Here is a 20,077-nt window from a genome sequence, read left to right on the forward strand (position 1 = left end):
AATGGTTTCACGGAAGGTGTCAACAACAAGATTAAAGTGATCAAACGAAATGCCTATGGGATAAGAAATTTCACAAGGTTCAGAAACAGGATACTTCATGTTATGGCTTAGCTCTTATATTCAAAATTGGCAGATGACCAAAATTGATCATCTGCCAACAAAGCATAAGCTACTTCATTTTACTAGTTCCACCCCAACAATTGACGTAGAACCTTTTTTTGATGCTGTCCGCCGAATGCAGAGGGTTACAATTTTACCTGAGTCTGATACAATCGGTACAAGGACTTATTACAGCAAAAAAGCCCTCTTCAGTCGGGATCTGCAAAGGCATACCGACTGGATCTTCCTGGAGGCGGAAGACTTTGATGCGCGCTATACCTGTGTCAGTGACGGCAGCAGGATTTACTATCTGGATGCCGACCTGAACCAACCGGCCGATATGCCGGCGTTCCAGGGCCGGGGGCTCATGCTGGCCGACGGCCCTCTGCTGCGGGGAACCATAAACGGTCATCTGACGGTGGCAGACCGGGCGGGAAACATCCTTATGAAGGACCAGGATCTTTCCCTGCTGGAGGGCGGCGTGAGATCCCGGACGGTTACCTGGTATCCCCACGAACATTCCTTCATCACTTACCCGGTTCTTGAGGGAATGTCGGATACCGGGCTTCAGGATGAACTGAACCGGGTTATCGAAGAGAAAGCCAAAGGATTCTGGCGTTTCCGGCCTGATCCCGAAGACCCCTATTTCTTCCCCATCGTGGAGGTCTACAGTACGGTACAGATTAAAAAAGACCTGATGCATATCGATTTACTTGAATACGAGTACTGGTTTGGCGCCCACGGCGGTCATACCTGGGACAACGTGTATGTCAATATCCGGAACGGAAAGGTTTATACGCTGGACGATCTGTTCAAATCGCCGGCGGAAGCCAGGAAGCGGCTGAGCGGGAAGGTCTCCGAAGCCATGGCGGAAGAACGGGGCAAGTATTTCGAGGATGAAGTGCAACCGGAACAGTTGCAGCGCTTTCACCTGGAAGATGAGGGGCTGCTCATCTATTTTGATGAATATGAAATCGCTCCCTACGCGGCCGGCATGCCGGAGTTTTATATCCCTTATTCCGAGATCATGGATCTCATTGATACGGAGGGCGATTTCTGGAGAGCCTTCAACTGAAGCGAGCACAAGGAACCGGAAGGTGAGCCTTCCGGTTTTTTTTGTGCCGCGGGAGGATGTTCAACCTGTTTTGGGCTGCTCTTGAGTATCCCGGCCCGCCAGGGGCCATGGGACGGCAAAAATTATGAAAACCACCGATTGAATTGTTTGGCGATAAAGATTATAATTGGGCTTAACGTTTTAAGTAAAAAAAAAAAGGCCAAACCACCGGGGGGTTAGGTGTTAGTCTGGCCCGTCAATCTATGGCATGACTATCATATATTATTCACCAAGGGGTGTAAAGCATGCCTTCCGGCATGCGAAAAACGGCTCGATATATGGGTTTGACCAGGGGATGAAAGACCGGGGGTTCTGTCGAACCCGGTGTGTTTTTTGATGACCTTGTCCTTTTCTGGAGCCGAAATCGGGCGCCCTGGGCGGAGGTTATTTCCCAAAAGCCTCACAGCCGGGGGATGTGGAAGCCTGTACGGGGTTTTGTGTAAATAACAGATGCGCTTTTTCCGATAACTTGATGAGGTGTTGAGGATGCAGCACAGAGAGATACTGAAATCCGCCAAGCGGATTGTGATCAAGGTCGGCACGTCAACGCTGACCCATGAAAACGGAAAGATGAACCTGATCCGGATGGATCGGCTGGCGATGACCATTGCGGAACTGATGAACGAGAACAAGGAAGTCATCCTGGTGTCATCCGGAGCCATCGGCGTAGGGATGGGAAAGTTCAATCTCAGGAAGCGGCCGGATGTCATGGGCATGAAGCAGGCTCTTGCGGCCGTGGGCCAGTGCGAGCTGATGAACATCTACAGCCGGCTTTTTGCGGCCTACAACCATACCGTTGCCCAGGTCCTGCTGACCAAGACCGATCTGGATGATGATGTCAAACGGCTCAATGTCATGAACACCTTCAACAGCCTGATGGAATTCGGTGTTCTTCCCATCGTCAATGAAAACGATACGGTATCGGTGGATGAGATCCAGCACCTGAACATGTTCGGAGACAATGACACCTTGTCGGCCGTGGTGGCCAAGCTGGTATCGGCGGATTTGCTGATCATCCTGTCGGATGTGGACGGGCTGTATGACAAGAATCCTGGCAAGAGCAAGGAATGCCGCCTGATATCCATTGTGGAGAATATAGATGACACCGTGCTCAGCTATGCTGGTGGCAAAGGTACCAGCAGGGGTACCGGGGGTATGATCACCAAGCTGAGCGCTGCAAAGATCGCCACGGAAGCCGGCGTCAACATGGTGATTGCCAACGGTGCGAACCCCGTCGTGATCCTCGATATCCTGAAAGGCGAGGATATCGGCACCCTGTTTTTGCGGAAGGAAAAAAAGCAGGATGACGCTGCAGCCGTATGAAAAAAGACACAAAAAAGAGGCCTCGCATAACGGGCCTCTTTTCATTTTACTGCTTCCGAATGGATGATTAGCCGTTAACCTTATCCTTAAGCGCCTTGCCTGCCTTGAAAACAGGAGCCTTGGAAGCAGGGATGGTGATTTCTTCCTTGGTCTGAGGGTTGCGGCCCTTCCTTGCGGCCCTGGCCTTTACCTCAAAAGTACCAAATCCGACAAGAACAACCTTCTCCTGCTTGGCCAGTGTTTCTTCAACAACTGACATGAAAGCGTCGATAGCAGTTTCGCTATCCTTCTTGGTAAGACCGGATTTCTGGGCTACAGCGCTTATGAGTTCAGCCTTATTCATTAGGAATTACCTCCTGCACAAAATTTCGTCATCATTTTATAACGCGTTTTTGATAAAGTCAAGGATTTATGCACGTTTCCCAAAAAGCCGGGGTCAAAACGCGCTTAAAAACCTGATTGCGGCAAATGCATCCGCTCTCAAACGCCGAAAAAAGGTTCGTACAGATGCTTCCGGGCGTCGGCGCGGGGAACCGATCGGGACGGGCAGGCTCAGGAAATGCTGCCGAAAGGCGCACAAGTTTGATTATCCCTGAAAAAAATTATATAATGAATGCAGCAAAGGGGATTTTCCGGCTATTTTCAGGCATTTGTGGTCGCAAACGGACAAAAAATATGGAGGGCTTGGCATATGTCAGTTCTGTACTTTTACGTGCCGGCAGACAGCGTCAGCGACATCGTCGATTGCGGCATCAAGCTTTCCCAGTGGTATGACCGCGAGCTGGATTTCGGCGAACCCCACGGGCGCCGCAAGGCTCTGCGCGCGTTGATCAATCCCTGGGATGATCCCGGGAAATCCAGGGATCCAGCCTACCGCTGTATCAGGCTTGAACTGGATGCTGCCGAGTGCCGGGTGGGTGATGCCGATCTCTATCGGATGGGTCTCTCCGAGCCGTCCCTGATGGCGCGTTACCTGCGGACGCTGGTACCGCTCTCCGAATATCGTTTCGGCACGTTCAGAAATCCGGAATGCCTTGTCTTTACTTCCATCCTGCCTGACCAGATTGAAGTCACCGGAAAAGTGCAGGATACCCCGGTCCTGTTTGAAAACTCGGAGACCCTGTACCTGGGCAACCTGCTGGAGAGCATTGAGCAGGAGCGCCAGGATTCGGGAAACACGCTGGTATACGCCTATTGCCGCTACCTGGAGTCCATGGGAGGCATGCGGCGCATAGAAAACCGGGATCTGGGGCTTACAGTCTTTGTGGAGCCGGAAACCGACGCGTACATAGTCACCAGAACCCCCTGATGATGGAGGCGTTATTATCAACAGGAAGAACGCAAACTACAACGAATCGGTTCACAACAGCGATATTCTTGCCCTGCTGGCCTCTGCCGGGGACGGCTATATATCGGGAGAGCATATCAGCAAAACCCTGAACATTTCCAGAACAGCCGTATGGAAGAGGATTGCGGCCCTGAAGAAGGAAGGGTATCTTATCGAAGCTACCACAAGAAAGGGCTATCGCCTGCTTTCCCGTGAGACATGCTATGGAAAGTCGGGCATACAAAGCCTGCTCAGGACGGAATACCTGGGACGGGAACTGCATTTCCGTCAGTCTGTGGAATCTACCAATAATGTTATGAAAGCCCTTGCCAATGCCGGCGCGCCCCATGGCACGGTCGTCATCGCCAATGAACAGACAAAAGGCCGGGGGCGGCTCGGAAGGGAATGGGCTTCAACGGCCGACAAGGGCATCTGGATGTCGGTCCTGCTCAGGCCGGATATCCACCCGAGCCGGGTCCAGTCTATCACGCTGGCCGCGGCCGTTGCGGTTTGCCGGGCCATTGAGCCCGTTCTTGCGGAGAAACCCGGCATCAAGTGGCCCAATGATATCCTGGTTGCCGGCAGAAAGGCCTGCGGCATCCTGACCGAGCTTTCGGCCGAAGTGGAAAAAGTGGCGTGGGTGATCGTGGGAATGGGCCTTAATACGCACTTTAAACCCGACGATTTTCCGGAGGAACTGCGAAGCAAGGCCACATCCCTCAGCCAGCACCTGGTGCGGGGAGCGGTATTGGATCGCACCTGGCTGGCTGCGGAAATCCTCAACCAGTTTGAGCCGGTCTATGAAGGCTTTGTCAGGAACGGACCCGAGGCCATGCTCGCCGAATGGAAGGAACGCTCCGTTACCCTCGGCAAGAGGGTTGAGCTCATCCATGGGCAGGAAACCGTGCCGGCGCTGGCCCTGGACGTGGGAGAGGACGGGCGGCTGGTGGTGCAGCTGGAGGACGGCAGCACCCGCGAGGTCTTTTCGGGAGAAATCAGCCTTCGCTATGAATGATTATCCCAAAAGCGGAAAACTGGGGCTTCAACCTTTGAAGGAATTGTTGTATGATAATGTGGATCAGCTTTGACACCAGCCCCGGAGCAGGACATGGAATGGGAGGTAGTTATGGAAAACCAGAGCAATCAGAATAAGCCCAGCGAGAATCAGAACAACCGCAAACCGGAAAACAGGGGAAACGGTCAGAGCAAGGTTCAGCAGAACAACGGGCAGGATAAAAAGGTTTCCATTCGAATCGGCGGCAACAGGAACCGCGGCCAGAACAACGGACAGGCTGCGGCAGCCGCGAAGGGCAAGGAACCTCAGAAATACTCCGAGAAGGCAGCCCAGGACAATCAGCCAAAGGAGAAGTCGGAGCATCGCCATGGACAGCAGGGCAGGCACGGGAGAAGCAACAACCGGTCCCACCATGAGCCTTACAACCGCTCTGCCAGGACCAAGCGGGAAGAGACGCTGGAAGATATCCGGGCTGATATCGAGCAGATTGAAAAGGACATCCAGTTTGAGATCAAACAGATCAGGAGTATCAAGCTGGGCCTGTAGAGGGAACCCGCACCGGGCTTCAGCGTGGAGAGGTTTGAATGGGTATGCTTCTTGCCATTGATGTTGGGAATACCTACACAGCCATCGGGGTCTTTCAGGGGCGGACATTGATCGGGAACTGGCGCATGTCCACCAGCAAGGAACGCACTTCGGACGAAATCGGCATGTTCCTGCTGTCGGTGCTGAAGCATGCCGGGCTCGGTCCTGAAATGCTTTCGGATGTGATCATGTGCACGGTTGTGCCTCCCGTTATGCATGCCATGTCCAGCGCCATCATCAAGTACATGGAGAAGAAGCCCATCCTGGTTGAGCCCGGCATAAAGACTGGCATCAACATCAAGTACGAAAACCCGCGGGAGGTCGGTTCGGACAAGATCGCCAATGCCGCCGGCGCCATCAGACGCTACGGCGGACCGGTTATCATTGTTGATTTCGGCACCGCGACCACCTTTTGCGCCGTCAATTCCAGGCGGGACTACCTGGGCGGCGTGATCTGTCCGGGCATGAAGATTTCCGCCGAAGCCCTTTTTGAGAAAGCCTCCAAGCTGCCCCGCATCGAGATCCTGAAGCCGAAGCATGTTATCGGAAGAAACATCGTCACCAGCATGCAGTCCGGTATTGTCCACGGCTATGTGGGACAGGTGGACCACATCGTCAGCCTGATGAAACAGGAGATGGGGGAGGAAGGCATCAAGGTTGTGGCAACAGGAGGAATGGCCAGGCTCATCGCCTCGGAATCAAGGACCATTGACGAGGTGCATCCGTTCCTGACATTGGAAGGGCTTCAGGTGATCTATGAGATGAATTTTCCAGGTTAACCCTGTGAGATATGGCTAAAACCAAAGAATTGAAGAGAAATCACAAGCAAATGCGAGATATATTTGAATAGTGAGGAATAATTGCTGGTATTCAATGGAATTCTAAAATTATGATTGTTTGATTCGAGGAATGAAATTGTTTAATATTGTATTAGCACTCAACCGGGTTGAGTGCTAATAAGTTTATAACCCGTTCAAATGACTCGGGAAAAAATACAAGGAGGGTGAATACATGAACATCAAACCACTGGCAGACAGAGTCGTTATCAAGATGCTGGAAGCCGAAGAAACCACAAAGAGTGGCATTGTTCTGCCCGGTTCAGCCAAGGAAAAACCCCAGGTTGCCGAAGTGAAGGCTGTTGGTCCCGGCACTGAAGAGGTCAAGATGGAAGTAAAGGTAGGAGATAAGGTTCTCATCAGCAAGTATGCCGGAACCGAAGTGAAGATTGATGGCGAAGAATATACCATTGTCAAGCAGGGTGACATCCTTGCGATAGTGGAATAAAGAGGAGGCGGGAATAATGGCAAAAGACATCAAATTCGGTGAAGAAGCAAGAAGAGCGTTAGAAAACGGAGTCAACAAGCTTGCCAATACAGTAAAGATCACATTAGGTCCCAAGGGAAGAAATGTTGTATTGGACAAGAAATTCGGTTCCCCGCTCATTACCAATGATGGCGTAACCATCGCAAAGGAAATCGAACTGGAAGATCCCTTTGAAAACATGGGTGCCCAGCTGGTCAAGGAAGTCGCTACCAAGACCAACGATGTGGCCGGTGACGGTACCACCACCGCTACCGTTCTTGCCCAGGCCATGATCCGTGAGGGTCTGAAGAATGTGGCAGCTGGCGCCAATCCCATGATCCTCAAGAGAGGTATCCAGAAGGCAGTGGACGCTGCCGTTTCCGGAATTCAGGAAATCTCCCAGAAGGTTAAGGGCAAGAAGGACATTGCCCGCGTCGCTTCCATTTCCGCTAATGACGACGCCATCGGTGAATTGATTGCGGAAGCCATGGAGAAGGTTTCCAACGACGGTGTCATCACCGTTGAGGAATCCAAGACCATGGGGACCAACCTGGAAGTTGTGGAAGGTATGCAGTTCGATCGCGGCTATGTTTCTGCATACATGGTCACCGATACCGAGAAGATGGAAGCTGTGCTGGAGGAGCCCTACATCCTCATCACCGACAAGAAGCTTTCCAATGTTCAGGAACTTCTGCCCATCCTTGAGCAGATCGTTCAGCAGGGCAAGAAGCTGGTTATCATTGCTGAGGATGTGGAAGGCGAAGCCCTGTCCACGCTGATCGTCAACAAGCTCCGCGGCACCTTCACCAGCGTTGCCGTAAAGGCTCCCGGCTTTGGCGACAGAAGGAAGGCCATGCTGGAGGATATCGCCATCCTGACCGGCGGTCAGGTTATCACCCAGGAACTGGGCCTCGACCTCAAGGAAGCCAAGCTCTCCATGCTCGGCCGTGCTGAAAAGGTCGTTGTCCAGAAGGAGAACACCATCATCGTCGGCGGTAAGGGCGACCAGAAGAAGATTAAGGACAGGATTGCCTCCATTAAGGCTCAGATCGAGGAGACAACCTCCGACTTCGACAGGGAGAAGCTCCAGGAAAGGCTTGCCAAGCTTGCCGGCGGCGTAGCCGTCATCCAGGTGGGTGCAGCTACCGAGACCGAGATGAAGGAAAAGAAACTGCGTATCGAGGACGCTCTGGCTGCGACCAGGGCTGCTGTCGAAGAAGGCATTGTTTCCGGCGGCGGTACGGCCTTCATCAACGTTCAGCCTAAGGTTAAGGCGCTGCTGGATACCCTGTCCGGCGATGAGAAGACCGGCGCCCAGATCGTTCTGCGTGCTCTGGAGGAACCCATCAGACAGATTGCGGCCAACGCAGGTCTTGAGGGTTCGGTTATCCTCGAAAAAGTACGCAACAGCGAGCCCGGTATTGGCTTCGATGCCCTCAATGAGCAGTATGTCAACATGATCGAGGCCGGTATCGTGGATCCTGCCAAGGTTACACGTTCCGCTCTCCAGAATGCCGCTTCCATTGCATCCATGGTTCTGACCACCGAGAGCCTTGTAGCCGACAAGCCTGAAAAGCCCGATCCGGCTGCGGCAGGCATGGGCGGCGGAATGGCCGGCATGATGTAATCGGGTAAGCGATTTATTTCAGATGCAATCTCCGGTAAAGAGTTTACCAGGGAAGCGCTCGTCCGGATTGTTCCGGCGGGCGTTTCCCTTTCTCCGGTACCTTGCACCGGAAAGACAAAAGGCTTATAATTAAAAACACAATCAAATAATGCGTGGCGGTGCATGAAAATGCCTGCGCAGAAGCAGAGGGAAGCGGGTGAAAAGCCCGCACTGTCCCAGCAACCGTGAAGCTGACAAGACGGCGTATGCCACTGGATCGTTGATCTGGGAAGGTGCCGTTCGAGGATGAAGCCAAGTCGGGAGACCTGCCGCCATGTTTGGTTTCTTCTGGGTAAAGAGCAAGCTCTGAAAGGCTTGTTGAATGGATTGTGCGCACGATCCTGCCCGCTTGAAGAAAGCGGGTTTTTTGCTGAATAGGCCTTACCTTGAAGAAACACCTGTTTGAAGATTCAAATCTTTGGAGGTGTTTTTTTCATGAAAAGAATCCTGTCGTACATCCTGATCATGATGCTGGTCGTGTCCTTTGCCGGCTGCGGCCGGGGCTCTGCCGGGGATCAGAAAATTAAGCTTGTGGACAGCAGGGGGGTTGAAGTCAGCCTGGATGCCGCTCCCCGTTCCATTGTTTCCTTAAGCCCGGCCAATACGGAGATCCTCTATGCCCTGGGTGTCGGGGAGCAAATCGTCGCCGTGAGCGAATACTGCAACTATCCTGAGGAGGCTTTGAGCAAGCAGCAGATTCCCACCGGCGAGAAGCTGAATGTGGAAACCCTTGTCGCACTGGATCCCGATGTGGTGTTCTTAAGCAAAATGAACGCTATGGAAGATCAGATCACCCAGTTGGAACAGGCCGGCATCAAGGCGATTGTCACAGAGGCCAATACCCTGAATGAGACCTATGAGATGATCAAACTGATCGGACAAGCTGTAGGGAAGGCCGGGGAAGCGGATAAGCTGGTCAGCAGCATGCAGGAGAGTTTTGCGTCCCTGAAGGAAAAGGTCCGGGACAGGGCGCCCAAAAGTGTGTATATCGAGGTGTCCCCGCTCCAGTACGGCCTGTGGTCCTGCGGCAGGGAGACCTTTGTGCAGGAGCTTCTGGACATAATCGGGGCAAAGAACGTCTTTGAAGATGTCACCGGCTGGAGCGCCGTTTCGGAAGAGCAGGTCATTGAAAGGAATCCGGATGTCATCGTCACCACGTTAAGCCCGCTGACCGGGATTGAAGACCCGGTGGGTGAGATCATGGGGCGTTCCAACTGGTCGGAGATCACCGCTGTCAAGGAAGGCCGTGTCTATATGCTGGACGCGGACATGCTGAGCAGGCCCGGGCCCAGGCTGGTGGATGCCGCAGAGGAACTGATGCAAATCACGGAGTGACATGATGGGCTTTAAGCCGTTGGCGGGCTGCGGAGATGACCGTAAGGGGGAAGTATTTTTGCAGGACACAAGAGGCAGGCTCATGAAGAAGGCAAGGAGCTTGTGGGTTTATCCGTTAAGCTGCATACTTTTCGCAGGCGTTTTGTTCATCGCCGTTTCCCTGGGAAGCGTCCGGGTATCCCTGTCCGATACCTGGAACATCCTGCTCAGGTATCTCTTCGGGATAGGGGACCTGGAAGGGATACAGAGCGGTACCGAGACCATCATTGCCATGGTGCGCCTGCCGCGGGTGCTGCTTGCTGCCATGACGGGCGGCGCCCTGTCCCTGGCGGGAGCCGTGATGCAAAGCCTGCTGAAGAATCCTCTCGCTGATGGTTCAACCCTGGGTGTCTCCTCGGGCGGAGCGCTGGGCGCCGTTCTGTCCATCGTATTGGGCCTGCGCCTCAGCTTTTTCCCCGGGCTGGGGCTTGCCTTAAGCAGCATTGCCGCTTCCTTCCTGTCCCTGATCTTCATCCTGACGCTGACCTACAGGATAGACCGGAGCCTTTCCACCAATACCATCATCCTGACCGGTGTGATCTTCTCTATGCTGGCAGGGAGCATCACCAGTCTTCTGGTGGTGCTTTCGGGCGAAAGCCTGAAGCAGGTGGTATTCTGGTCCATGGGCTCCTTTTCCGGGAAGGGATGGGAACACGTGATGCTGATGGCTCCTGTCTTCTTTTTGGGGAGCCTGGCCATGATCGCCTTTTCAAAAGAGCTGAACGCCTTTTCCCTGGGCGAGGAGCAGGCGCGCTATATCGGCGTGGATACCAGAACCGTCAAGCTGGTTTTATTGGTCCTGACGGCCTGCCTCATCGGGGTTTCGGTTTCGGTCAGCGGCACCATTGGCTTTGTGGGCCTCGTGGTGCCCCATATCACCAGGATGATCACGGGGCCGGACCACAGAAGGCTTTTGCCCGCATCCCTGATTTTCGGTGGAATCTTCATGGTCCTGACCGATCTGTTGTCGCGAACGCTGCTGAGCCCGGAGGAGTTCCCTGTGGGCGTGGTGACCTCTTTTGCAGGCGCGGTAATCTTCATTGTCATCTTCTATCGCTACAACAACCGGCCGGGCAGGAAGGCCTGGCACGGGTAAGCCTTTGTGATAGCGTTGTTTGAAAGGATGGACGGGAAAAGAGATGCTGGATATTCAGGATGTGAGCGTTCATCTGAACCATAAGACCATAGTGGACGGGGTTTCCCTCCGCGTGGATGAGAACGACTTCTTCATGCTGGTGGGCCCCAACGGTGCCGGGAAAAGTACCCTGATCAAGGCCATCATGCGCATCCATAAGTACCGGGGACGGGTGCTCCTGAACGGGCGCGATATCCTGTCCATCCGCCCAAAAGCCCTGGCTTCCTTGATTGGGGTGCTGGCCCAGGAGCATCAGCCCCAGTTTCCCCACACGGTGTATGAGGTGGTCAGCCTGGGCCGTTATGCCCACATGAAGGGCATGTTTGGTGCATTGGGACGGGAGGACAGGGAGATGATCCAAAAGGCCCTTGCCATGACAGGCCTGGACCGGATGGCGGATCAATCGGTGCTGACCCTCTCGGGCGGTGAACTGCAGAGGGTGTTTCTGGCGCAGGTCCTGGCGCAGGATCCGAGCCTTCTCATCCTGGACGAGCCGGCCAACCACCTGGATATCAAGTACCAGATTACCCTGTTCGATATTATCCGGGAATGGTCAAAAGCCCCGGGCAAAGCGGTGCTGGCGGTGGTCCACGATCTCAACACCGCTTTGTGTTACGGAACCCGGGCGCTTCTCATGCATCAAGGGAGGGCGTATGCCCAGGGCGATGTCCGCCAGGTCCTGAACCGGGACAATCTCAAGGCGATTTACTCGGTGGATGTGGCCCAGTGGATGACGGACCTCCTGAAGCAATGGACATGACCTGTAAGGGAACTATATCCCTTCGAACAATGCCTCTCCGTTGGTTTTAATCACGTTGGCATACCACCGGGCGGAATCCTTGACAGTCCGCTTCTGGGTTTCAAAATCCACGTAAATCAGACCGAAACGCTTGTCGTAGCCTTCAGCCCATTCGAAGTTGTCCAGGATGGACCACTGGAGATAGCCTTTCACATTTACGCCGTCTGCGATGGCACGATCCAGTTCCAGAAGATAACGGCGCAGATAATCGATCCGCTGGGGATCATGTACTTTTCCGTCCAGGGAAACCCAATCCTGGTTGGCGAGTCCGTTTTCAGTGATATAGATGGGGAGTTTGTAGCGCTCATAGTAGAAGCGCGGTCCCCAGTAAAGGCTTTTGGGCGTGACCGGCCATCCGTTATGGGCTCTGGGCATGCCTGTTTTGTAGGGAACGATTTCTGGCTGCCCGCCGGGACCCTTGCGCACCTGCGGAGAGGTATAGATGTTGAGTCCCAGAAAATCGATGGGCTGAGCCATGGTCTGAAGATCCTCGGGACGGATATCCGGGATCTGATCCCCGTAGGCCCGGTAGTAAGCCTCCGGATACTTTCCAAGGAGCATGGGATCAAACCAGAGACCGGCACTCCACAGGCCCTCGGACCTGCCGTGGAACCCAAAGAGAGCCTGCCTGGCCGCTTCAATATCTTCCGGCGTGTCGGTGAAGGGGATGAATGTAGAGCCCACCATGGCAAGCCCGATGTGGGGTTTGGTCCTGGCGCTGCTGCGAATGACCTTCACCGCTTCCCCGTGGGCGATGAAGACATGGTGCGCCATGGCCAGGATGTCCTTTACCGGCATCTTGAGCCCCGGGGCATGGACGCCGTCATAATGGCCCAGCACCAGGAAGCACTGGGGCTCATTGATGGTGATCCAGTTGTGTACCCTGTCGGACAGCTTGTCCACAATCACTTGCGTGAACTCGGCAAACCATTTGGGGCTGTCGGGGTTGAGCCATCCGCCCTTCTCCTGGAGCGCCTGCGGATACTCCCAGTGGAAGAGGGTCACATAGGGGGTAATGTTTTTGGCCAGCAGGGTGTCTATCAGCCGGTCATAGAAATCCAGACCTTCTGTGTATACCTTTCCGGTGCCGGTGGGAATCACCCGGGGCCAGTTGATGGACAGCCGGTAAACCGGGTATCCCAGTTCCGACATGATGGCCACGTCTTCCTCGTACCGGTGGAAATGGTCACAGGCCGTATCCCCTGTGTCGCGATTGGCAATGGCGCCTTCCTTTTTGACGAATTCATCCCATACGCTGGGCCCTTTCAGGCCTTCATAGGCAGCGCCCTCTATCTGGTAGGACGCTGCGGCAACTCCCCAGACAAAATCGGGGGGAAAATGTGAACGTGACATGCGATCTCCACCTTGTATCAAATTATTACTTTTAGTATACTGGATTCACCAGCATTTGTTAACTAAAAATCTTGATGATGATATAGAAATCTTATGATGATGTGGTGACAGTCATGCAGGGTGTGCCCATAGCGTTCAGTCAGATCATTCCCCGCGTTTTGAAGGCCTATTACTATTTGGATGGCAAAAAATACGGAAAGCGCCACGAGCTGAGGGAACGAACCATCTATGATTATGAAATCGAACTGATCACCTACAGCGCGGGCGGGATGTACATAGATAAGGTGTACTACCCTGTTGCAAAGGGGGATATCATTTTCCGGAAGCCCGGACAGACCACCAAGGCCGTTCTGCCCTATACCTGCTACGCGGTCATCCTGGATATCATGGACAATACCGGCAAGGATTCGGCCACCTACGACTTCAACAGGCCTCAGGCATACCAGCAGTTTTATACCTGTCCCGCCCTGGATCGCATTCCCCCGGTCATCAAGGCGACGGCTTTTGAACAGTATTCGGTGCTGTTTGATGCGATCCTCAAGGAATACATCAATCCGGGCCCTGAATCGGAGACGCTCCTGAAGGGTTATTGCCTGGAGCTTTTGTGCAGAATATCCAGGGAGGCCATCCGCCCGGTGGGCGGCCTGGGGGACGGTTCGGCCTACCGGACGGTGTTAAGGCATGTGGCCGAGTATGTGGAGCAGAATATCTCGAAAAAGATCCTTCTGAAGGATTTGGCCGCGGTAGCCGGCATGAGCCCCAATTATTTTCACCGGGTGTTCACAAAGACCATGGGGATGACGCCCAACGCGTTCATCATATCCAAAAAGATGAACAAGGCCAGGGAACTGCTGGCCACCACCTGCGATACCATCGCGGATATTTCCTTAAAATGCGGCTTTGACAATGTGGCCTATTTCTCATATGTGTTCAGGCGCTATTCAGGCATAACGCCCAGCGCGTTCAGGGTAGCCTATACCTATCCGGTGGAACAGGAATGAAAAGATGACCATGAAGGTGGCGATGAGATGTCGGAACATTATTATACCGAAAAACCCCAGTCCGAGATCAGGGAATCCCGCTTCGACTGGCGGATTGCGGGGAATACCCTAACATTTGTGTCGGTGAGCGGTGTTTTTGCCTTTGGCAGCAGGGTGGACAAGGCTTCCGAACTGTTGATTGCCCATTTCAAACCCTCGGGCGTACATCCCTCCGTCCTGGATGTGGGCTGCGGATACGGTCCCATAGCCCTGTTCATCAAGGCGCGGTATCCCCATCTGGATGTAACCGCCCTGGACATCAACGAGCGGGCGGTGGCCTATGCCGCCAAAAACGCGGATCTCAACAACCTCCATGTCCGTATCCTGAAAAGCGATCTGTACAACGAAACAGGGGATCGGCAATATGGCGACATCGTATCCAATCCCCCACTGGCTGCCGGGAAGGCGGTCACTTCACGCCTCATTGAGGAAGCGGCCCGGCACCTCTACCCCGGGGGAGCCCTCCAGCTTGTGGCCTACCACAACAAGGGCGGCGAGACCCTGAAAAGGATGATGGAGGAAACCTTTGGCAACGTGGAGGATGTGGTAAAAAGCGGGGGCATCCGCGTCTACCGATCGGTCAGGACGGATTGATCCAGAGCTGAACCGGGCAGGGCTGTCTAAGGCCGATAAATCCTGCTTGACAATAAAATATGTGCGGTGATACAATATTTTAGCGTGCGAACGTGCCTGTTTGCATGCTTTTGTGTTGTTGCCAATTTTATCCCAATCCGGAGGCGTAAATCATGCTTGATGGCTTAAAACGCAGGAACAGGGTCGTCGGCATCAAGGAGACCCGAAAAGCGGCTGAGGAGAACAGGCTGGAATGCCTGATCGTCGCAAGCGATGCGGATTTGCGCGTGGTCGGCCAGCTCAAGCAGTACTGCGAGGAAAAAGGCATACCCATTCATATGGCCGATTCCATGAAACAGCTTGGAAAGGCTGCAGGAATCGACGTGGGGGCCTCAGTGGTCGGTGTTTTGGCAGAGCAAAAAGGGAATTAACGTTTAATCGTTAATTTTTAAATTCCATGAATCAGGAAAGCAGGAGGTGAAAATGCATGCCAACGTTTAACCAACTGGTAAGGAAGAACAGGCAGAAGGTGACCTACAAATCAACCGCGCCGGCTCTTCAGGTGGGTTTCAACACGCTGAAGAAGAAGCCCATCAAGCTGAGCAGCCCGCAGAAGAGAGGGGTTTGCACGGTAGTTAAGACCGTTACGCCGAAGAAGCCGAATTCAGCTCTTCGTAAGGTTGCAAGGGTTCGCCTGACCAACGGCATCGAAGTAACTGCCTACATTCCCGGTATTGGCCATAACCTGCAGGAACACAGCGTTGTTCTTATCAGAGGCGGCCGTGTCAAGGACCTTCCTGGTGTAAGGTATCACATCATCAGAGGAACACTTGATACCGCCGGTGTGGCAAACCGCAAGCAGGGCCGTTCCAAGTACGGTGCCAAGAGAGCGAAGAAGTAAGAATTCTTCAACTCACCCAATTCTGTTTGAATACAGGACGAATCGACGTGCGATAACGTTGTTAACATATATATGGTTTGGCTTTCCGCCTGGTTGGGCGCATGCGGGTCATTTTGGGCGAACACGGCCTACAATGGCTGCGCGGGCACGCCGAACCTATATTTATGTCTTAATCAACGAGCGCACTGACGTACCCGGATGCATCCGGGACGAGTACCTGTGATACCGGGTGAACACCCGCAGTTATCATGAAAAGGAGGGAAGAATAGTGCCAAGAAGAGGACATGTACCTAAGAGAGACGTGCTTGCCGATCCCATCTACAACGACAAGAAAGTCACAAAGCTTATCAACAAGCTGATGCTGGACGGCAAGAAGGGTATCGCGCAGAAGATCTGCTACGGCGCCTTCGACATCATCAGGGAGAAGACTGGCAAGGATCCCCTTGAAGTCTTTGAACAGGCTCTGAATAACGTTATGCCTGTGCTGGAAGTTAAGCCGCGCCGTGTGGGCGGTGCTACCTACCAGGTTCCCATTGAGGTCAGACCTGATAGAAGGCAGGCGCTTGGACTGCGCTGGATTGTTGACAACGCCAGAAAGAGAAGCGAGCGTACCATGAAGGAAAGGCTTGCTGCCGAACTGCTGGATGCGATCAACAATATGGGCGGCGCTGTCAAGAAGAAGGAAGATACCCATAAGATGGCGGAAGCCAACAAGGCATTTGCACATTACAGGTGGTAATGGTTCTATGCAGCAACAAACGCGCTACTAATCGAAAGGAGGAGATCGATGCCCAGAGAATACAGCCTTGAAAACACAAGGAACATCGGTATCATGGCACACATCGATGCAGGAAAAACCACCACCACAGAAAGAATTCTATTTTATACCGGACGTTCACATAAACTCGGCGAAACCCATGAAGGCTCCGCCACCATGGACTGGATGGAACAGGAACAGGAAAGAGGCATCACCATTACCTCCGCCGCCACCACCGCTTTCTGGAAGCATTGCAGAATTAACATCATTGATACACCCGGACATGTTGACTTTACGGTTGAGGTTGAGCGTTCCCTTCGCGTGCTCGATGGTGCGGTAACCGTATTCTGCGCCAAGGGCGGCGTGGAACCCCAGTCGGAAACCGTCTGGAGACAGGCCGACAAGTACGGCGTGCCCCGTCTGGCCTACGTCAATAAGATGGACATCATGGGCGCGGATTTCTTTAACTGCGTCCAGATGATGAAGGACAGGCTGCATGCCAATGCGGTGCCCATCCAGCTTCCAATCGGCAAGGAAGATCATTTCGAGGGCATTGTGGACCTTGTTAAGAACAAGGCCTACTATTACCGGGATGATCTGGGCAAGCAGATTGACGAGGTGGATGTGCCGGATCATATGAAGGAAATGGTGGACGAGTACCGCCTGAAGATGATCGAGGCCGTTGCCGAACTGGATGAGACCCTGCTTGAAAAGTACCTCGGAGGAGAAGAACTCACCGAAGAGGAAATCAAGACGGGCATCAGGAAGGCGACCATCGCCAACATCATGGTTCCGGTGACCTGTGGTTCATCCTACAGGAACAAGGGCGTACAGAAACTGTTGGACTGCGTTGTGGACTACCTGCCGTCACCGCTGGACATTCCGCCGGTTAAAGGCGTGAAGCTCGGCACCGATGAGGAAGACATAAGGGAAACCAATGATGACGCGCCGTTTTCAGCTCTGGCTTTCAAGATTATGACCGACCCCTTTGTCGGCAAGCTGGCATTCTTCCGCGTGTACTCCGGAACCCTGGATTCAGGCTCCTATGTATACAACTCCACGAAAGACAAGCGCGAAAGGATTGGCCGTATCCTGCTGATGCACGCCAACCATCGCCAGGAAGTGGATAGGGTATACGCCGGAGACATTGCGGCAGCCGTCGGTCTGAAGTTCACTACCACAGGCGACACCCTGTGTACCGAAAACGCGCCCATCATCCTGGAATCCATGGAATTCCCCGAACCGGTTATCAACGTTGCCATTGAGCCCAAGACCAAGGCCGGTCAGGAGAAGATGAGCCTTGCCCTGCAGAAGCTGGCCGAGGAAGATCCCACCTTCAGGGTTTATTCCGATCCAGAAACCGGACAGACCATTATCGCGGGTATGGGTGAGCTCCACCTGGAGATCATTGTGGACCGCCTGCTCCGTGAGTTCAAGGTCGAGGCCAATGTGGGCAAGCCCCAGGTATCCTACAAGGAAACCATCCGTAAAGCCGTCAAGGCTGAAGGTAAGTTTGTCCGCCAGTCCGGCGGTAAGGGTCAGTACGGTCACTGCTGGATCGAACTGGAGCCCCTGGAACCCGGCAAGGGCTATGAATTCGTCAACAAGATCGTCGGCGGCGTGATCCCGAAGGAATACATTCCTGCCGTTGACGCGGGTATTCGTGATGCCATGAACAACGGTGTCGTTGCGGGTTATCCGGTTATCGACGTGAAGGCTACCGTTTTCGACGGGTCATACCATGAGGTTGACTCATCCGAAATGGCCTTCAAGATTGCCGGTTCAATCGCCTTCAAGGAAGCCATGAAGAAAGCCGATCCGGTGCTGCTTGAACCCATCATGCGCGTGGATGTCCAGACTCCCGACGAGTATCTCGGCGATGTTATCGGCGATCTGAACGCCCGCCGCGGACGCATCGACGGCATGGAACCCCGTGGCGGCGGACACAACGTGCGCGCCTTCGTGCCCCTGTCGGAAATGTTCGGCTACGCAACAGACCTGCGTTCCAAGACCCAGGGCCGCGCCACATACAGCATGGAACCTTCGCACTATGCTGAAGTGCCCAAGGCCATGCAGGAAAAGATTGTGGAAGGCCGCAAGGCAGGCGACTGAGCATTGATTTGGCGGAACCCTTCGGGTAAGAGGCCGGAGCGGTATTTCCGAAAAGCTCAAAGTATTGAATTAATATGTTAAAAATTATATAATCATGAATCATCAGCGATTCAATGAAGGAGGTTTATTTAAGAAATGGGAAAGGCTAAATTTGAACGCACAAAACCGCATGTAAACATTGGTACCATTGGGCACGTCGACCATGGCAAGACCACCCTTACCGCTGCTATTACCAAGACTCTGGCCCTTACGGACACATCCATTGTGGTAAAGGACTATAACCAGATCGACTCTGCTCCCGAGGAAAAGGAAAGAGGTATCACCATCAACACCTCTCACGTTGAGTATCAGACCGAAAACCGTCACTATGCCCATGTGGACTGCCCCGGACACGCTGACTACGTTAAGAACATGATCACCGGTGCTGCCCAGATGGACGGTGCTATCCTCGTTGTTTCCGCTGCTGACGGTCCCATGCCTCAGACCCGTGAGCACATCCTGCTCGCTCACCAGGTTGGCGTGCCGAGAATCGTTGTGTTCCTGAACAAGTGCGATATGGTTGACGACGAAGAGCTCATCGAGCTTGTTGAGATGGAGCTTCGTGACCTGCTCAGCCAGTACAACTATCCCGGCGATGAGATCCCCATCATCAGGGGTTCCGCTCTCCAGGCTCTGGAATGCGCCTCCAAGGATCCCAGCGATCCCGCTTATGCTCCCATTTTCGAGCTCATGAAGGCTGTTGACGAATACATTCCTACTCCTCAGCGTTCCGTCGACCTGCCCTTCCTGATGCCTGTTGAGGACGTCTTCTCCATCACCGGTCGTGGTACCGTTGCTACCGGTAGGGTTGAGAGAGGTACCCTCAAGGTTGGTGACGAAGTTGAGATCGTTGGTCTCACCGACGAAGCCAGAAAGACCACCGTTACCGGTGTTGAAATGTTCAGAAAGCTTCTGGATCAGGCTGTTGCCGGCGACAACATCGGTGCCCTGCTCCGCGGTATCCAGAGGACAGAAATCGAGAGAGGCCAGGTTCTTGCAAAGCCCGGCTCCATCACTCCTCACACCAAGTTCACCGCTGAGGTTTACGTTCTGACCGCTGCAGAAGGCGGCCGTTCCAAGCCCTTCTTCTCCGGTTACAGACCCCAGTTCTACTTCAGAACCACCGACGTTACTGGCAACATCAAGCTGCCCGATGGCGTTGAGATGTGCATGCCTGGCGACAGAACCACACTGACCGTTGAACTGATCACCCCCATCGCTATGGAGAAGGGTCTTACCTTCGCTATCCGTGAGGGTGGCCGTACGGTTGGTGCAGGCGTTGTTGCCGATATTATCGAATAAGCGGTGCACGCTGAACCAAACAGGGATTACTGCAAAGGAGGAGATTTCGGTCTCCTCCTTTTTGCATGGCCGGGAAGACGGAGCCGGGACAACCCGGATGCCCTCCCGGCATTTCTGTTCCATACCAACTGGTATCATATGGCCGGCTGCCTGTTTCCGGAACCTGTCGGGTGGGAAGATATTTATCAAGATGCTCTGATGCCAACTACCCAAGGCGGCTCGGCCGGCGCTTTGCCTGCAGGTCCTGATTTGGCAAAAGAA

Annotated in this window: 21 protein-coding genes and 1 riboswitch; of the genes, 19 read left to right on the top strand and 2 right to left on the bottom strand. The window is 53.7% G+C overall.

From position 1 onward, the window contains the following. From F3H12_RS09790 to proB, 3 genes are all read left to right on the top strand, one after another. On the top strand, positions 1-111 hold a 111-nt coding region (locus tag F3H12_RS09790), incomplete at its 5' end, for a transposase (protein ID WP_149677403.1). 124 nt (positions 112-235) lie between these two features. Then, positions 236-1,174 (top strand): DUF3298 and DUF4163 domain-containing protein, encoded by a 939-nt coding sequence (locus F3H12_RS09795; RefSeq protein WP_188118477.1) that lies wholly within the window; start codon positions 236-238, stop codon positions 1,172-1,174. Positions 1,175-1,699: 525 nt separating this feature from the next. Further along, the gene (proB, locus tag F3H12_RS09800; protein ID WP_149679143.1) at positions 1,700-2,536 is read left to right on the top strand and encodes a glutamate 5-kinase; all 837 of its coding nucleotides are present in this window, start codon (positions 1,700-1,702) and stop codon (positions 2,534-2,536) included. A 67-nt stretch (positions 2,537-2,603) separates the two neighbouring features. On the opposite strand, the gene F3H12_RS09805 is transcribed toward proB, so the two are convergent. Beyond that, the gene (locus F3H12_RS09805; RefSeq protein ID WP_149679144.1) at positions 2,604-2,879 is read right to left on the bottom strand and encodes an HU family DNA-binding protein; all 276 of its coding nucleotides are present in this window, start codon (positions 2,877-2,879) and stop codon (positions 2,604-2,606) included. 348 nt (positions 2,880-3,227) lie between these two features. On the opposite strand from F3H12_RS09805, the gene F3H12_RS09810 reads away from it, so the two are divergent. The 9 genes from F3H12_RS09810 to F3H12_RS09855 all read left to right on the top strand — a co-directional run bounded on the left by F3H12_RS09810 (position 3,228) and on the right by F3H12_RS09855 (position 11,700). Next, positions 3,228-3,845 (top strand): hypothetical protein, encoded by a 618-nt coding sequence (locus F3H12_RS09810; protein WP_149679145.1) that lies wholly within the window; start codon positions 3,228-3,230, stop codon positions 3,843-3,845. Positions 3,846-3,909: 64 nt separating this feature from the next. Continuing rightward, complete coding sequence (locus tag F3H12_RS09820) at positions 3,910-4,878, top strand: biotin--[acetyl-CoA-carboxylase] ligase (protein ID WP_479694074.1); 969 nt, start codon at positions 3,910-3,912, stop codon at positions 4,876-4,878. A 111-nt stretch (positions 4,879-4,989) separates the two neighbouring features. After that, positions 4,990-5,424 carry a hypothetical protein gene (locus tag F3H12_RS09825; RefSeq protein WP_149679147.1) on the top strand — a complete coding sequence of 145 codons (435 nt, stop codon included), beginning with the start codon at positions 4,990-4,992 and terminating at the stop codon, positions 5,422-5,424. A gap of 44 nt (positions 5,425-5,468) precedes the next feature. Then, positions 5,469-6,242 carry a type III pantothenate kinase gene (locus F3H12_RS09830; RefSeq protein WP_149679167.1) on the top strand — a complete coding sequence of 258 codons (774 nt, stop codon included), beginning with the start codon at positions 5,469-5,471 and terminating at the stop codon, positions 6,240-6,242. 232 nt (positions 6,243-6,474) lie between these two features. Continuing rightward, the gene (locus F3H12_RS09835; protein ID WP_149679148.1) at positions 6,475-6,747 is read left to right on the top strand and encodes a co-chaperone GroES; all 273 of its coding nucleotides are present in this window, start codon (positions 6,475-6,477) and stop codon (positions 6,745-6,747) included. A gap of 16 nt (positions 6,748-6,763) precedes the next feature. Beyond that, on the top strand, positions 6,764-8,392 hold the full coding sequence (gene groL, locus F3H12_RS09840) for a chaperonin GroEL (protein WP_149679149.1): 1,629 nt from the start codon (positions 6,764-6,766) through the stop codon (positions 8,390-8,392). Between the two features lie 139 nt (positions 8,393-8,531). Further along, positions 8,532-8,719, top strand: a riboswitch (cobalamin riboswitch). Positions 8,720-8,866: 147 nt separating this feature from the next. Further along, the gene (locus F3H12_RS09845) at positions 8,867-9,766 is read left to right on the top strand and encodes an ABC transporter substrate-binding protein (RefSeq protein WP_149679150.1); all 900 of its coding nucleotides are present in this window, start codon (positions 8,867-8,869) and stop codon (positions 9,764-9,766) included. A gap of 58 nt (positions 9,767-9,824) precedes the next feature. Beyond that, positions 9,825-10,901, top strand: a complete 1,077-nt coding sequence (locus F3H12_RS09850) for a FecCD family ABC transporter permease (protein ID WP_188118479.1) — start codon at positions 9,825-9,827, stop codon at positions 10,899-10,901. Between the two features lie 43 nt (positions 10,902-10,944). Further along, entirely contained in the window at positions 10,945-11,700 is a 756-nt protein-coding gene (locus tag F3H12_RS09855; protein ID WP_149679152.1) for an ABC transporter ATP-binding protein, read from the top strand. 12 nt (positions 11,701-11,712) lie between these two features. Here the strand turns inward: F3H12_RS09855 and F3H12_RS09860 are convergent, their stop codons facing one another. Next, a complete protein-coding gene (locus F3H12_RS09860) occupies positions 11,713-13,092 on the bottom strand; it encodes a GH1 family beta-glucosidase (RefSeq protein ID WP_149679153.1) in 1,380 nt (459 codons plus the stop codon). A 113-nt stretch (positions 13,093-13,205) separates the two neighbouring features. Between F3H12_RS09860 and F3H12_RS09865 the strand changes: the two genes are divergently transcribed. The 7 genes from F3H12_RS09865 to tuf all read left to right on the top strand — a co-directional run bounded on the left by F3H12_RS09865 (position 13,206) and on the right by tuf (position 19,816). Beyond that, positions 13,206-14,093 carry an AraC family transcriptional regulator gene (locus F3H12_RS09865; protein WP_243133258.1) on the top strand — a complete coding sequence of 296 codons (888 nt, stop codon included), beginning with the start codon at positions 13,206-13,208 and terminating at the stop codon, positions 14,091-14,093. A gap of 27 nt (positions 14,094-14,120) precedes the next feature. Further along, positions 14,121-14,726: a class I SAM-dependent methyltransferase gene (locus tag F3H12_RS09870; protein WP_149679155.1), complete on the top strand. Its 606-nt coding sequence runs from the start codon at positions 14,121-14,123 to the stop codon at positions 14,724-14,726. Positions 14,727-14,878: 152 nt separating this feature from the next. Continuing rightward, the gene (locus F3H12_RS09875) at positions 14,879-15,136 is read left to right on the top strand and encodes a ribosomal L7Ae/L30e/S12e/Gadd45 family protein (RefSeq protein ID WP_149679156.1); all 258 of its coding nucleotides are present in this window, start codon (positions 14,879-14,881) and stop codon (positions 15,134-15,136) included. 56 nt (positions 15,137-15,192) lie between these two features. Further along, positions 15,193-15,606: a 30S ribosomal protein S12 gene (gene rpsL / locus F3H12_RS09880; protein WP_149679157.1), complete on the top strand. Its 414-nt coding sequence runs from the start codon at positions 15,193-15,195 to the stop codon at positions 15,604-15,606. A 268-nt stretch (positions 15,607-15,874) separates the two neighbouring features. Then, on the top strand, positions 15,875-16,345 hold the full coding sequence (gene rpsG, locus F3H12_RS09885) for a 30S ribosomal protein S7 (RefSeq protein ID WP_149679158.1): 471 nt from the start codon (positions 15,875-15,877) through the stop codon (positions 16,343-16,345). A 48-nt stretch (positions 16,346-16,393) separates the two neighbouring features. After that, positions 16,394-18,475 carry an elongation factor G gene (gene fusA, locus F3H12_RS09890; RefSeq protein WP_149679159.1) on the top strand — a complete coding sequence of 694 codons (2,082 nt, stop codon included), beginning with the start codon at positions 16,394-16,396 and terminating at the stop codon, positions 18,473-18,475. Positions 18,476-18,610: 135 nt separating this feature from the next. After that, the gene (tuf, locus tag F3H12_RS09895) at positions 18,611-19,816 is read left to right on the top strand and encodes an elongation factor Tu (protein WP_149679160.1); all 1,206 of its coding nucleotides are present in this window, start codon (positions 18,611-18,613) and stop codon (positions 19,814-19,816) included. Positions 19,817-20,077: the final 261 nt, after the last annotated feature.

Source organism: Thermoclostridium caenicola, assembly GCF_900142095.1.
Classification (GTDB): domain Bacteria; phylum Bacillota; class Clostridia; order DSM-8532; family DSM-8532; genus Thermoclostridium_A; species Thermoclostridium_A caenicola.